Annotated in this window: 12 protein-coding genes and 2 pseudogenes; 6 read left to right on the top strand and 8 right to left on the bottom strand. The window is 72.2% G+C overall.

From position 1 onward, the window contains the following. Positions 1 to 11 precede the first annotated feature (11 nt). A complete protein-coding gene (gene recR, locus ACIRP2_RS19125) occupies positions 12 to 611 on the bottom strand; it encodes a recombination mediator RecR (RefSeq protein WP_404251667.1) in 600 nt (199 codons plus the stop codon). Between the two features lie 61 nt (positions 612 to 672). Next, the gene (locus tag ACIRP2_RS19120; protein ID WP_266365457.1) at positions 673 to 1,008 is read right to left on the bottom strand and encodes a YbaB/EbfC family nucleoid-associated protein; all 336 of its coding nucleotides are present in this window, start codon (positions 1,006 to 1,008) and stop codon (positions 673 to 675) included. A gap of 380 nt (positions 1,009 to 1,388) precedes the next feature. Between ACIRP2_RS19120 and ACIRP2_RS19115 the strand changes: the two genes are divergently transcribed. Next, positions 1,389 to 2,168 carry an SLATT domain-containing protein gene (locus ACIRP2_RS19115; protein ID WP_404251953.1) on the top strand — a complete coding sequence of 260 codons (780 nt, stop codon included), beginning with the start codon at positions 1,389 to 1,391 and terminating at the stop codon, positions 2,166 to 2,168. Between the two features lie 133 nt (positions 2,169 to 2,301). Here the strand turns inward: ACIRP2_RS19115 and ACIRP2_RS19110 are convergent, their stop codons facing one another. The 3 genes and pseudogenes from ACIRP2_RS19110 to ACIRP2_RS19100 all read right to left on the bottom strand — a co-directional run bounded on the left by ACIRP2_RS19110 (position 2,302) and on the right by ACIRP2_RS19100 (position 5,527). Then, on the bottom strand, positions 2,302 to 2,952 hold the full coding sequence (locus ACIRP2_RS19110; protein WP_404251951.1) for a hypothetical protein: 651 nt from the start codon (positions 2,950 to 2,952) through the stop codon (positions 2,302 to 2,304). A gap of 385 nt (positions 2,953 to 3,337) precedes the next feature. Beyond that, positions 3,338 to 4,039 (bottom strand): annotated as a pseudogene (locus tag ACIRP2_RS19105) (GntR family transcriptional regulator); the annotation flags it as partial. A 114-nt stretch (positions 4,040 to 4,153) separates the two neighbouring features. Then, complete coding sequence (locus ACIRP2_RS19100) at positions 4,154 to 5,527, bottom strand: aspartate aminotransferase family protein (RefSeq protein WP_404251665.1); 1,374 nt, start codon at positions 5,525 to 5,527, stop codon at positions 4,154 to 4,156. 145 nt (positions 5,528 to 5,672) lie between these two features. Here ACIRP2_RS19100 and ACIRP2_RS19095 point away from each other — a divergent pair. The 3 genes and pseudogenes from ACIRP2_RS19095 to ACIRP2_RS19085 all read left to right on the top strand — a co-directional run. Beyond that, positions 5,673 to 5,849, top strand: a pseudogene (locus ACIRP2_RS19095) (glutamine amidotransferase); the annotation flags it as partial. Continuing rightward, positions 5,846 to 6,337, top strand: a complete 492-nt coding sequence (locus tag ACIRP2_RS19090) for a MarR family winged helix-turn-helix transcriptional regulator (RefSeq protein WP_404251663.1) — start codon at positions 5,846 to 5,848, stop codon at positions 6,335 to 6,337. The pseudogene ACIRP2_RS19095 and the gene ACIRP2_RS19090, both read left to right, overlap by 4 nt. 259 nt (positions 6,338 to 6,596) lie before the next feature. Beyond that, a complete protein-coding gene (locus ACIRP2_RS19085) occupies positions 6,597 to 8,426 on the top strand; it encodes a protein kinase (protein WP_404251661.1) in 1,830 nt (609 codons plus the stop codon). On the opposite strand, the gene ACIRP2_RS19080 is transcribed toward ACIRP2_RS19085, so the two are convergent. After that, positions 8,427 to 8,624: a hypothetical protein gene (locus ACIRP2_RS19080; protein ID WP_404251659.1), complete on the bottom strand. Its 198-nt coding sequence runs from the start codon at positions 8,622 to 8,624 to the stop codon at positions 8,427 to 8,429. Positions 8,625 to 8,648: 24 nt separating this feature from the next. Next, complete coding sequence (locus ACIRP2_RS19075) at positions 8,649 to 9,395, bottom strand: helix-turn-helix domain-containing protein (protein WP_404251657.1); 747 nt, start codon at positions 9,393 to 9,395, stop codon at positions 8,649 to 8,651. 111 nt (positions 9,396 to 9,506) lie between these two features. On the opposite strand from ACIRP2_RS19075, the gene ACIRP2_RS19070 reads away from it, so the two are divergent. Beyond that, complete coding sequence (locus ACIRP2_RS19070) at positions 9,507 to 10,733, top strand: MFS transporter (RefSeq protein WP_404251655.1); 1,227 nt, start codon at positions 9,507 to 9,509, stop codon at positions 10,731 to 10,733. Here the strand turns inward: ACIRP2_RS19070 and dnaN are convergent. After that, entirely contained in the window at positions 10,642 to 11,769 is a 1,128-nt protein-coding gene (gene dnaN, locus ACIRP2_RS19065) for a DNA polymerase III subunit beta (protein WP_404251653.1), read from the bottom strand. The two genes, ACIRP2_RS19070 and dnaN, sit on opposite strands and share 92 nt — an antisense overlap. Positions 11,770 to 12,181: 412 nt before the next feature. Here dnaN and ACIRP2_RS19060 point away from each other — a divergent pair, with 412 nt between their 5' ends. Beyond that, complete coding sequence (locus ACIRP2_RS19060) at positions 12,182 to 13,672, top strand: helix-turn-helix domain-containing protein (RefSeq protein ID WP_404251949.1); 1,491 nt, start codon at positions 12,182 to 12,184, stop codon at positions 13,670 to 13,672. Positions 13,673 to 13,781: the final 109 nt, after the last annotated feature.

Below are 13,781 nucleotides of genomic sequence, written 5' to 3'. Positions count from 1 at the left end.
TCGTGAGCGCATCAGACATCGAGCAGGCGCCTCCCCTCGAAGGCGCGGCCCAGGGTGACCTCGTCCGCGTACTCCAGGTCGCCGCCCACCGGCAGCCCACTGGCGAGTCTGGTGACCCGCAGGCCCATCGGCTTGATCATCCGCGCCAGGTACGTCGCGGTGGCCTCGCCCTCCAGGTTGGGGTCGGTCGCGAGGATCAGCTCCGCGATCGAGCCGTCGGCAAGACGGGCGAGCAGCTCACGGATGCGCAGGTCGTCGGGGCCGACGCCCTCGATCGGGCTGATCGCGCCGCCGAGCACGTGGTACCTGCCCCGGAACTCACGGGTCCGCTCGATCGCGACGACGTCCTTCGGCTCCTCCACCACACAGATGACCGTCTGGTCGCGGCGCGCGTCCCGACAGATGTTGCACTGCTCCTGCTGGGCGACATTGCCGCAGACCGAGCAGAACCGGACCTTGTCCTTGACCTCCAGGAGGGCATGGGCGAGGCGGCGCACATCGGTCGGCTCGGCCTGCAGGATGTGGAAGGCGATCCGCTGCGCGCTCTTGGGACCGACGCCGGGCAGCCTGCCCAACTCGTCGATGAGGTCCTGAACAACGCCTTCGTACAACGGGAACGCCTTCCTTCACCTGATCCTGGATGAGCTGAACGCCGAGTTCGTGGTCGCGCGGTCAGAAGGGGAGGCCGGGCATGCCGCCCAGACCCTGGGCCAGCGGGCCCAGCTTCTGCTGCTGGAGCTGCTGCGCGTTCTCGTTCGCCGCCTGGACCGCGGCGACGACGAGGTCCGCGAGCGTCTCGGTGTCCTCCGGGTCGACGGCCTTCGGGTCGATCACCAGAGCGCGGAGCTCACCGGAGCCGGTCACGGTCGCCTTCACCAGACCGCCACCCGCCTGGCCCTCGACCTCGGTCCTGGCCAACTCCTCCTGGGCCGCGGCAAGATCCTGCTGCATCTTCTGCGCCTGCTGCAGCAACTGCTGCATATTGGGCTGACCACCACCGGGAATCACGGTCACTCCTGGCAATTCGACGACAAAATGTTTCGGTACGCCGAGCCTACGTGGTCACCGCGCAGTGCGCCCCACCCACTGGCGAGCAACTCTTTCGAGTGAGTTTCAAACAGCGTCGGCTGGACTCCTATACCTGATCACAGGCCCCGCACACCCCGGAATGTCGCGATTCCGACCCCGCAGCCCACCATTCGGCGGTAGGAAGGGCATGCGCATCAGGACACCTAGGCGCTCCGCCCGTCACGCAAGGTTACGTACCCGGGACAGTCGGCCACGCCGGAGAGCAGTGATCAGCCCACCATCGAAAACACACCACCACACATCAGGCGTCGCTACGCAGAATGCAGAATGCAGAGGAGTACCCGGTGAGTCAGCCGGAGATGCAGCCCGAAGGGGCGCCCCGCAACGAGCCCGGCCCGGCCGGCTCGGCCGGTCCCTCCGGTTCTGGCTCCGGCGCACGCGGCCGGGGTGCACGGGGCGGGGATCTGACCGCCAAACCGTTCCCGCTCGGCAACTGGGGGGAACCGGCCGAACGCCTCGACGAGCTGTACCGCTGGGTCGAGGCCGATGCGCTGCGCACCGCCGACTGGTATCTGGGCGACCGGATCCGGAAGCGGCGCGGGGCCAGGATGCTGCGGATCGGCACGGCGGTCGGGGCCGTCGCGGGCGCCGCACTGCCGTTACTCGATCTCACCGGGGCGCTGAGCGGGGCGGCGGGCTGGGGCTATCTGTCGCTGCTGCTGGGCGCCGCGTGCATGGCGAGCGACCGGTATTTCGGCCTGACCTCGGGCTGGATAAGGAACCTCGCGACCGCCCAGGCCGTGCAGCGACGCCTTCAGGTGCTGCAGTTCGACTGGGCGTCGGAGTGCGTACGGGAGGTGCTCGGCCCGACCGAGGGGACGGCCAGCGAGGCGGCCGAGCGGTGTCTGGGGGTGCTGCGGCGGTTCTCGGAGGACATCACGGAACTCGTACGGACCGAGACCGCGGACTGGATGGTGGAGTTCCGGGCCGGGCCCGCGCCGATGGGGATGCAGGCGCTGTCGTCGGGCAGCGGGAACGGGGGGCGTACGGACCAGGGGGCGCTGCCGGGACGGTTCCCGATGCAGACGATGACCCGGCCCAACATGCCGAGGCAACGGCCTCCGGAGTCACCGCGGTGATCCCACCGCGGTGACTGCGGAGCTGTGCGGCCCGTCCCGCACCACGGCCCGCCGCCTCCGGCCGTCAGCGTCCGGCTGTCGTCTTCCGGCCGTCATCGTCCGGCCGCTGTGCTTCTTCCGGCCGCTCCGCGTCTCAGCTGAAGATGATCATTGAGCCCTGGGCGAGGCTGCGCGTGGCCGCCGCGTGCAGGCCCAGCCAGACGTGCCGCTCACGCGCGAACGGACCGTCGCCGGACAGAATCGGGCCCGCCGGTTCCTCCAGGGAGGTCGGCCCGATGGGCGGCAGCGGGGCGGTCGGCGGATTCGCCGGGTCGATGCCGATGGACGGGGCGACGAACTCCAGCTCCCGCAGCAGCCCGTGCGCGGAACCGAGCGGGCCGCCGCCCGCGAGCAGGTCGTCGTCGGAGAGCGGAACGGCGAAGTCCAGCGGGACGTACGCCCCCGCGTGGTCGTAGTGCCAGACCAGGTGGGACTGCTGGGCCGTCACCTCGAACATCTCCAGCAACTCCTGGTAGTCCCCGCCCAGTTCGTCGACGGGTGTCACGGCGAGGCCGCTGATCTGGAGCAGATAGGCGCGACGCAGGAAGTGCAGTGCGTCGTAGTCGAACCCCGCGACCGGGGCGACGTCTCCGGTCAGGCCCGGCATGTAGGCGTACACGGGAACGGGCGGCAGACCTGCCTCGCTCAACGCCTTGTCGTAGACGGCGATCTCTTCGGCGAACGGGTTGTCGGGGCTGTGGCACAGCACATCGACGAGGGGGACCAGCCACAGGTCACAGGCCACGAAGTCTCGCTCTCCCACGGGTGCGCATCGAAATTTTCAGACGGTCGGGCCAGCGTAGTGCGGCGGGCCCGTCGCGCACAGTGGCCGATGGTCACGGATGGGGGGCGGTGGAGGCCGGGTGCCCCGCGACCCCGGTTCGCGCGCCCCGGACACGTCCGCGCGGCCGACACCGGCGGCGCGGTCAGCCGGCCGGGGGCCGCGGCTCCGGCCCGGTGGCCGCCGAGGCCCGGGACTGCCCGGTCGGGGCCTGTTCCGTCGCCCCCGTCGGCCCTGCCGGTCCCGTCCGCCCCGTCGAGGACCGCACGGCCGAAGTCCCTCCCACCGATGGCCCTGCCGTCGGTGGCTCCCCCGCCAAGGGCTGTCCCGCCGGCTGCGCGTCACGGTCCGGCTGTCCGGGAGTTCCGGCCGCGAGCCGGTCCGCCCAGCTCAACGCGTGTGCGTTGAAGTCGTCGATCACCGCGCGCACCGCGTCGTGGTCGCCGAGCGTGAGCGCCGCGACGAGTTCCGGATGGCCGTGCCAGAGCCAGTCCCGGGCCCCCACGTCATGACGCAGATACGGCACGGCGAACACCCAGGCCTGCACGCGCAGCCGGTGCAGGAAGTCGTTGATGTACGAGTTGCTCATGAGCGCGCCCAGCTCTCGCCAGAAGCGCAGGTCGTAGCCGATGAGGATGTCGAGGTCGCCGCCCCGCGCCGCGCGTGCGGCCTCCTGGGCCCTGCGGCGTACGGGGACCAGACCCTCCTGGTACGTCATCACCTGTGCGGCCGACGGTGCCGGCTCGCGGAACAGGGCGCGGATGACTCCGTCGATGACCAGTGCCCGCGCCTCGACCATCGACCGGTAGTCGTCGACGGTGAACCCACGCACCCGGAAACCGCGGTGCTGATCCGATTCGAGCAGTCCCTGCGCGGAGAGGTCGAAGAGCGCCTCGCGCACCGGTGTCGCGGAGACGCCGTACTGCTCGGCGATCTGTTTGACGGTGAACTCCCGTCCCGGCTGCAGACGCCCGGCGAGCACCTCGTCACGCAGCGCGTCCGCGATCTGCTGCCGCAGCGTACTGCGGGTCACAGCTCCGCTCGCGCACATGGCGCCCCTCCCCTGTTTCGCTTTCGGTCACCTTAAGGCAGGGCCGACCTGCCCGGATCCGGGCAGGGGAAAGGGGGAGGGGCGTCGCACCGCCGGGCCGCGCGGGCCCTGCCGCTACACCGTGTACTCGTCCGCGACGGAGAGCGCCACGTCGAGAGCCGCGAGGCCCTCCTTGGCCTCGGCCTCGGTGACGTTGCAGGCCGGAACGGCGTGGGTGCGGTTCATGTTGACGAAGGGCCACAGGCCGTTCTTCTTCGCCGCCGCGCCGAAGGCCGCCATCGGCGCGTTGGCCTCGCCCGACGCGTTGTACGGGACCAGCGGCTCGCGGGTCTCCTTGTTGCGGACCAGGTCCAGCGCCCAGAACGCGCCGAGGCCGCGGACCTCGCCGACCGAGGGGTGGCGGTCGGCGAGCTCGCGCAGACCGGGCCCGAGCACCGTCTCGCCGATGCGGGCGGCGTTCTCGACGACCTTCTCGTCCTCCATCACCTGGATGGTGGCGACGGCGGCCGCGCAGGCCAGCGGATGACCGGAGTAGGTCAGTCCGCCGGGGTAGGCACGGGTCTCGAAGGTGGCGGCGATCTCGGCGGAGATGGCGACACCACCGAGCGGCACGTAACCGGAGTTGACCCCCTTGGCGAAGGTCATCAGGTCCGGCACCACGTCGAAGTGGTCGGCGGCGAACCACTTGCCGGTGCGCCCGAAGCCGGCCATCACCTCGTCCAGGATGAAGACGATGCCGTACCGGTCACAGATCTCGCGGACGCCTGCGAGGTAGCCGGGCGGCGGGGTCATGATGCCCGCCGTGCCGGGGATCGTCTCCAGGATGATCGCGGCGATGGTGGCGGCGCCCTCGAACGCGAGGGTGTCCTCCAGGTGCTGGAGCGCGCGGGCGCACTCCTCGGCCTCCGTCGCGGAGTGGAACGGCGAGCGGTAGAGGAACGGGGCCCAGAAACGGACGACGCCCGCCGAACCGTTGTCGGACGGCCAGCGGCGCGGGTCACCGGTGAGGTTGATCGCGGTGGAGGTGGCCCCGTGGTACGAGCGGTAGGCGGAGAGCACCTTCGTACGGCCGGTGTGCAGCCGGGCCATCCGGACGGCGTTCTCGACCGCCTCGGCGCCGCCGTTGGTGAAGAAGATCTTGTCCAGGTCGCCCGGGGTGCGCTCGGCGATGAGGCGTGCGGCCTCGGAGCGCGCCTCGATCGCGAACGCGGGGGCGAAGGTGGCGAGCTTGCCCGCCTGCTCCTGGATCGCGGCGACGACGGTGGGGTGCTGGTAGCCGATGTTGGTGTAGACGAGGCCGCTGGTGAAGTCCAGGTAGCGGTTGCCGTCGTAGTCCCAGAAGTACGCCCCCTCGGCGCCGGCGACGGCGAGCGGGTCGATCAGGCCCTGGGCGGACCAGGAGTGGAACACGTGCGCGCGATCGGCGGCCTTCACGGCCGCACCGGCAGCGGGGTCGACATGCGGGGCATGAGGGGCATGAGGGGTCATGCGGCGAGCGTAGGCCGCGCCGGGAGCGGCCCGACATGGCCACCTTGTATGGAGTGAGGCCCTCAGGTGGGCAGGGTGTCTGGTCGGCGCGCCACCGCATCATTGACAGCGGATTGTCGTCATGACAGCACGCTGACATCATGACGTCGACGCGGACGCGGTGACGGACGGCGACCGCATCACGGCCGGCCCGACCGAACCGGTCGCGTTCGCCCGTGAGGTCTTCGCCCGGCTCGGGGTGCACGAGGGCGCGAAGCTGGATGCCTGGTACCGGCTCTTCCACGACTCGGACGCGCGGGCGTACGAGGTGTTGCAGGGATGAGCCATGAGCAGCGCGGGAAGCAGGACTCGCTCAGCCGCACCGCCCTCGGGGTCTTCCGGCTGAATGGTCAATTCCTCGCGGTCTCGGAGGCGTTGGCCCGGCCGGTGGGGCTGACCGCGGCGTGGTGGCAGGTCCTCGGAGCGGTGCCGGCGGAGCCGTTGTCCGTGTCCGGGATCGCCCGCGCCATGGGGATCACGCGGCAGAGCGTGCGGCGGATCGCGGATCTGCTGGTCGAAAGAGGGCTCGCGGAGTACGTACCGAATCCGGCCCACCGTCGCGCGAAGCTGCTCCGCCCCACGGAGGAGGGCCGGACGGCGGCGTCCCGGATCGATCCCGGCCACGCGGAGTTCGCCGCACGGCTGGCAGCGGAACTCGGGGAGACCGAGTTCGCGGAGACGGCACGGGTTCCGGAGCGGTTGTCGGCGGCCGTGGAGGCGGTGACCGGGAACGCGGGCGGGGCCGAAGGCGCGGACGAGCGGTCCGGGTGAGCAGCGGGCCCGAGCGGTGGGGCGCGGCGCGCGGTGGGAACCGGGACCGCCGGGCGGCCGTCTCTCTCCTCGGCCGCCGAACGGACCGAAGAGGGCGCGGGCGGGCGCTCCCGGCCCTCGCCGCGGCCGCGGACAGAACGGGAGAAGAGCCGACGGGTACCCACCGACGGCCCCACGATTCCGGGACCGCCGGGGCGCGACGCACGCCGCTATTCTCGACGCGTTCCGGCGTATCGCCGCACGGGGGAGGACGCACGCCATGGAGAAGCTCGGGCCCGCCGATCCGCAGCGCATCGGCTCCTACCGTCTGCTGGGCCGGCTCGGCGCGGGCGGCATGGGTCAGGTCTATCTGGCCCGGTCCGACCGCGGCCGGACCGTCGCGATCAAGCTGGTCCGCGGGGACCTCGCCGAGCAGCAGGAGTTCCGCGACCGCTTCCGCCAGGAGGTGCGGGCCGCCCGTCAGGTCGGTTCTGCCTGGACCGCCCCCGTGCTGGATGCCGACACCGAGGCGGCCGTGCCCTGGGTCGCGACCGGGTACGTCGCCGGGCCCTCCCTCCAGGCCACCGTCACCGGCCGCGCGGGCGCCCCCGTGGGGACGGCCTCCGGGGCGTACGGTCCCCTGCCCGAGCGCTCGGTCCACATCCTGGGCGCCGGTCTCACCCACGCTCTCCAGGCCATTCATGCCGCCGGGCTCGTCCATCGCGACCTCAAGCCCTCCAACATCCTGCTGACCATCGACGGACCGCGCGTCATCGACTTCGGCATAGCCCACGCACTCGACACCGTCACCGACGGCGGACTCACCCGCACCGGGGCCCTGTTGGGTTCACCCGGCTTCATGGCACCCGAGCAGGTACGGGGCGAGCGCGTGACCCCGGCGTGCGACGTGTTCTGTCTGGGCTCGGTCCTGGCGTACGCCTCGACCGGCCGCCAGCCGTTCGGGACGTCCGACAGCGGCGCGCACGCGCAGATGTTCCGGATCGCACAGGAGGAACCGGACCTGACCGGCGTCCCGGTGGACCTCGTCGAACTGGTCCGGGACTGCCTGCACAAGGACCCGGCCGCCCGTCCGACCACGGACGCCATCCTGGAACGCCTGGCCGACGGAGATACGGCGGAGCCCTGGCTGCCGGGCGCGCTCATAGCCCAACTCGGGCGCCACGCCGTGGAACTGCTGGACTCCGAGGACCCGCAGGAGACGGCCGGACCGGACCCCGTCCCGGGCAAGGCGCCCGCGGCGCCCGCACCGCCCGCCGACCACCCCGCCCCCGAGCCGCCCGCCGGCACCGTCCGCACGCCCCCCACGACGGTCGGCACGCCGTCATCGGCCTCGCCTCTCGGGCCGCCGCGCCCCTCCTCCTCGTACGGCTGTCCACAGCAGCCGCCCGCCGGGCAGGGCCGAGCCGGTCACGGACATCCGCAGCACAATCCCCAGCAACCGCCGCCTCAGCACCAGTTCGGTGCCACGCCCGCGTACGGCCCCTTCCACCCCGGCGCAGCTCCGCAGCCCGGACCCGAACCCGCCCGGCGCGGACAGGCTGCGACGATCGCCCTCATCGTGATCGCGATAGTCGTCGCCATCGGAGCGGGCGGGTCCGTGTACGCGCTCATGAGCGACAAGGGCCCGGTGCCCGAGCCGTCCCCCACCACTTCCTCGGACTCCCCCGGCACCGACGATCCGTCGCCCCCGGACGCGGACGCCTCCCCCTCCGACAAGAAGAACAGCGACGGCCCCGTCCCGGCCGGCTACCTCGGCACCTGGTCCGGCTCCATCGACAACGCCGCGGGCCGCTCCACCCGGCAACTCGTCATCAAGCAGGGCACGGTCGGCCGGCCCGTACTCACCCTCACCGCGGACGGCCCGCTCGACAACGGCGGCTCCTACCACTGCGTCTTCACGGCGGGCCTGGCCTCGGAACCGACCCCGAACGGACCCGTCCAGATCTCGCCCTCCACCGTCACCGTCGGCAAACCCATGTCGTCCTGCACCCCGGGAAAGGCCACCACACTGACCTTGCTCCCGAACGGCACCCTGAGCCGGGAGATCCCGGAAACCGGCGAAAGACTCACGTACACCAGGACCGACTGATCAACCCAGCAGCGCGTACGCCGCGTTGAACAGCAACAGGGCATGGACGAACCTGTCGGGTGCCGTCGGCGGAAAGTGCCACGCCAGCGGCCAGGTACGGCCGGTCAGGGCGGAAATCGGCACGTAACCGATCCGGCCCACCGCCGCGTCCAGCGGGAGATGAGTCTGCTGATCAGCGAGCCGGGGGCCCTCCCCCACGTCCTCACCACGGCACCCCGTCCGTCACGGGCGGCGGTTGTGGGTGCCGGGGGTGTAGCCGAAGGCGTGACGGAAGACGTCGATGAAGGCGCTGGTGGAGGACCAGCCGCAGCGGTGGGCGACCGTGGTCACCGGCAGGTCCTCGGCCAGCATGCGCAGGGCGTGGTAGAGGCGCAGCTGGGTGCGCCACTGGGGGAAGGTCATGCCCAGCTCGCGGCGGAAGAGTCGACTGAGGGTGCGCTCGCCGGCCCCTGTCCCGGTTGCCAGTGCGGCCAGGGTGCGGGGGTCCGCCGGGTCGTGGTGCAGGAGTTCGCAGACCGCCGCGAGGCGGGCGTCGGCGGGGGCGGGCAGCTGGACGGGTTGCTGGGGTGAGGCGCGCAGCTGGTCGAGAAGGACCGCGCGCAGGCGGCGCCGTTCTGGGGTGTCGTCGTGCGGGCCGCGCGTCGAGGCGAGGATCAGTTCACGCAGCAGGGGACTGACGGCGAGGACGGTGGGTGCGTCCAGGCCCAGGGGGTTGGTGTCGGCGGGCAGGCCGAGCAGATGCAGATCGAGGCGGCCGTGGGCGCGGTGGGCGTGGACGCATCCGGCAGGTACCCAGATGGCGCGGGTCCCGGGGGCGAACCAGGTGCCCGCCGTGGTCGTCACGGCCAGGACACCCGAGCCCGCGTAGACGATCTGGTGGTCGTCGTGGTGGTGCGGGTCGATGCTCTCCCCGGGGGCGAGCGTCTTGTTTCGGGTGGGCGCCTCGGGATCGTGGCGGATTTCCGGCATACTTTGGCATTTTATCGGAAGCGCGCCAGCTCGCGCCCTGGCGACGATGGCCAGGTGCCGACCATCCGATCCCGTGTCCCCCGTACCCGTGCTCCCCGTACCCGTCCGATCATGCTGCTTTCCCTGGGCCATGCCTGTGTGGACGTCTACCAGGGGGCCGTGGCCTCGCTGGTGCCGTTCTTCGTCTCCGAGCGGGCGTACACGTACGCCGCCGCCTCCGGTGTCGTCCTGGCCGCCTCCCTGTTGTCCTCGGTCGTGCAGCCGCTGTTCGGTGCCCTGACCGACACGTGGGCGATGCCCTGGCTGCTGCCGGTGAGCACGCTGGTGTGCGGGGCGGGAGTCGCACTCGCCGGTGTCGGCGGTTCCTATGCCCTGACCCTGGCGGCCGTGGCGGTGTCGGGGATCGGTGTGGCCGCCTACCACCCGGAAGCCGCTCGCGTGGCCCGCAGGGCCGCGCGAGGCAGCCACACCGCGATGGGCTGGTTCTCCCTCGGAGGCAATCTCGGTTTCGCCACCGCGCCCCTGATGGTGTCCGCGGTCGTCGCCACCGGCGGCCTGGGTGCCTCGCCGCTGCTGGTCGTCCCGGCCCTCGCCGGCGTGGTGCTGTGCGTGGCCGCGCTGCGGGGCGTCGACGTCCCGGCCGCCACGGCTGCCGACACTCCTGCGGCTCAGGTCCCGGGCCGGGACGACTGGGCGTCGTTCCTGAGGCTGTCAGGGGCCATCGTGTGCCGCTCGATCGTCTTCGTCGGCCTCAGCGTCTTCATCTCGCTGTACGTACGGCTGCGCACCGGAGGGGGAGAAGTCTCCGGTACGGCCGCGCTGTTCGTCCTCTACCTCGGGGGCGCCGTCGGCACCGTGATCGGTGGGAGGCTCGCCGCCCGCCACGGCCGCATCCCCGTCGTCCAGTGGTCCTACGCGCTGAGCGTCATCGCCGTGGCCGGTGTGGTCTACGTCCCCGGCCCGCTGGTCCATGCGTTCGTCGCCCTCGCCTCGGCCGGCCTGTACGTGCCCTTCTCCCTGCACGTCACTCTCGGCCAGGACTACCTGCCCCGGCGGGTGGGCACCGCGAGCGGCATCACTCTGGGCCTGGCCGTCAGCATCGGCGGTGTCGCGGGCCCGCTCATCGGCGCCGTCGCCGACGCCACGTCCCTGCAGACCGCGCTCGCGCCGCTGATCGCGCTGCCCGCCGTCGGCTGGCTGCTCCTGCGCACCCTGAAGGAGCCCGGGACACCCGGGCCCGGCCGTCCTACACCAACGGGCGGGCCGACATCAGCAGATGCCGGTGCGCCGGCTGCGACGCTCCCGCCACTGCGGCCTCCCGGGAAGCCCACCCGGTGACCATCGCACGCTGACCGGGGCCCAACAGCTCGAACCGGATCACAGGCGCGTCGAACGAGCCCAGGGCGTCCATCAGGTACGAGGGGTTGAAGGCGACCGCCAGCTCGTCGGAGCCGTCGAGGACGGCCGGGAGGCGCTGGGAGGCGACATCGTCCTCGTAACCCGCCTGCAGCAGCACCGAGTCGCCGGAGAAGGTCAGTTGGAGCGGGCTGCCGCCCTCCGCGACCACGGCGACACGCTTGACGGCCTCGACCAGGGGTGCCCGGTCCGTCAGCGCGGAGACGGGGTCCGCCATCGCGAACAGCTTGTCGTGGCGCGGCAGTCGGCCGTCCAGCAGACGCACCGTGGTACGCATCCCGGCCGGCTCGAAGCCGACCGAACCTGCGTCCAGCGCGATTCGGACCATTCCGGACCCGCCGAAGGAGCGGGCGATCTCGGTCAGTCTGCGGGCGGAGACCACGACATCGGCCGCGACGCCGTCCTTCCCGGGCTTCCACGGCAGGGTGCGTACCGCGAAGCGGTAGCGGTCGGTGGCTGCGAGCGTCATCGTGTCGCCGTCGAGGGCCAGCCGGATACCGGTCAGGATCGGCAGCGTGTCGTCCCGGCCCGCCGCGACCGTCACATGGGCGACGGCCGCGGCGAACTCCTCGGCATCCACCGCGCCGAGCACCTCCGGCAGGGACGGCAGCGACGGATAGTCGTCCAACGGCAGCACCGAGAGTCCGAACCGGGCGGTGTCACCGGCCAGCGAGAACCGTGAGCCCTCGACCGCGCACTCCACCGCGCCCTCGGGCAGCACCCGGCAGACATCGAGCAGCCGGCGCCCCATCACCAGCACCGTCCCGGCCCGTACGGTCTCCGCCTCCACCTCGATGCACGCGGAAGCCTCGTAATCGAGGCCCGAGATGCGCAGCCGGCCGCCGCCCGCCTCCAGCAGCAACCCGCCCAGCACGGGAACGGGCGAGCGCGTGGGCAGTACGCGGGCCGCCCAGGCCACGGCGTCGGTCAGTGCGCTGCGCTCGATGCGGAACTCCATGGCGGCGGCCTCTCCCGGTCGTCTCTGATCGTGGTCCTGATCGTGAGCCGACCCTAGGGGCCACCACTGACAACGGGAGGAGGACCGACAACGGGAGTAAGGAGAAAGGGAGAAGGGGGGACCGGCCGCGGCCGACGACAGCGGCCACCCCCGTGAGCCGCTGCCGTCGTCCCCGTGCGCCCTTCCCCCGAAGGGCCCCGCAACCGTGTTCGGACTCTAGAACTTCGGGTACGCGACAGGAAGGTTCGGTTCGCACTGTGTGAGCCGCCGGAGGTATCAGTCCGCACAGCCAGAACCGGTACGCTGCACTCCGGTTTTTTCGGATGCGCGGAAGCATGGGGCGCACAAGCGCGGAAGCGCAGGGATCGGAGGGCGCGTGCACGCGCGGGAGCGGGCCGACGACGTACTGCGGATGCACCGCCTGGCCCGTTCCGGCGGATCGCGGGAGCTGCTGCGCTGGGTGTCCGGCCGGGCGGAGGGCTGGGCCGGGCTGCTCGACGGGGACGGCACCGTCCTGCACGGCGTGGTCCGGGACCCGGGGAGTACGGTCACCGATGCCGCCGAGGCCGCCTCGCTGGCCACCGAGGGCGCCAGGGAACTGGCATCGCTCGACGCACGCTCCTTCTCGTTCGACCGGGGTGCGCGAACCGTGCTGCTGTTCCCGCTGCACGGCCCGCACGACATCTCTCCCCCGGTCCTGGCCGTCGTCGCCCCGCGCCCGCTGCCGGACGGTCTGGTCGGGCTTCTCTCCGACATCGCGATGCCGCTCGCCACGTGCTGGACCGCGGAGTCCGTGGAACGCAGGCGCCGGCGCGTCGACCTGGCGGAGTCGCGCAACCGGGAGGCGGTGCTGCATCTGCTCATGACCGGCCAGCTGTCCATCGCGCATCAGGTGGCGGGCGCTCTGAGGCCCACGTTGCCCGACCCCGTACAGGTGTGTGTCGTGGAATGCCCGCCAGGCCGCCGGGACGAGGTGGCACGGAACTGCGCGGAGCTCTCCGGCGGCCGGTCCTGGATCGTGCGCTGTCCGGTGTACGCGCGTCATCTCATCCTTGTCGTGCCCGCCGGTCCGGACGCCGCCGAGCGGCAACTCGGCCTTCGGGTCGCCGACGTGGTGGACGAGTGCGTCGTGGGCGCGAGCGAGGACGTACCGCTGTCCGACACCGCCACCGGCTACCGTCAGGCCTTCCACGCCCTGGCCGTGGCCCGCGGGCTGCCCGTACGGCACGCCCGCTTCGGCTCGGCGCCGGAGGCCGCCCTGGTGGTCGGTGCGGCCGGCGCGCGGTGGGCGGACGCGCTGCTGAACCCGCTGCTCACCCACGTGCCGCGGCGCAGCCACGACCCGGGCAGCCAGGAACTCGCGGCGACGCTGACCTCCTGGCTCGCGTTCTCCTCGCACGCGACGCAGCACCTGAAGATCCATCGGAACACCCTGACGGCACGCCTCCGGCTGATCGGCGAGCTGCTCGGCCTCGACCTGAGCCGACTCGCCGACCAGGCCGCCCTCGATCTGGCCCTGCGCGTCCGCGCCACACCCTCCGTACTGCGGACGGTCCCCCCGGACGAGGCGGCACCCCGGCCGTCCCACCGGCTCGACGACATCCTGCGCGGACCGGCCGTCCAGGAGTGGGCGGCCCAGCAACTGCGCCCGCTCACCGCGTCCGGCACCGCCCGGAGCACCGCCGATCCGCGCACGACGCTGCGCACCTGGCTGGACTGCGAGGCCCAGCTCGGGTCCACAGCCGCCGCGTTGGGCCTTTCGGTGCCGGGGGTCCGCAAGCGCCTCACACGCCTCGAATCCACTCTTCAGCGCTCGCTGCTGCAGGCGCCGAGCGCGCGGTACGACCTGTGGCTGGCCTTCCGGGCACTGGACGTCGCGGGAGCCACCGCCGCCGCCCCGTGAACCGAAACGGGGGCGGGGGGCGGCCCCGCCGGCCCGCCCCCCCCCCCCCCGGGGGGGGGGGGGGCGGGGCCCCCCCCCGGGTGGTACACGCGGGGGGGGCGGGCGGAAG

This window comes from Streptomyces sp. NPDC101194 (genome assembly GCF_044767885.1).
In the GTDB taxonomy this organism is placed as follows: Bacteria; Actinomycetota; Actinomycetes; order Streptomycetales; family Streptomycetaceae; genus Streptomyces.
Note: the sequence above shows the minus strand (reverse complement) of the source record. Positions and strands in the feature narration are given on the sequence as shown.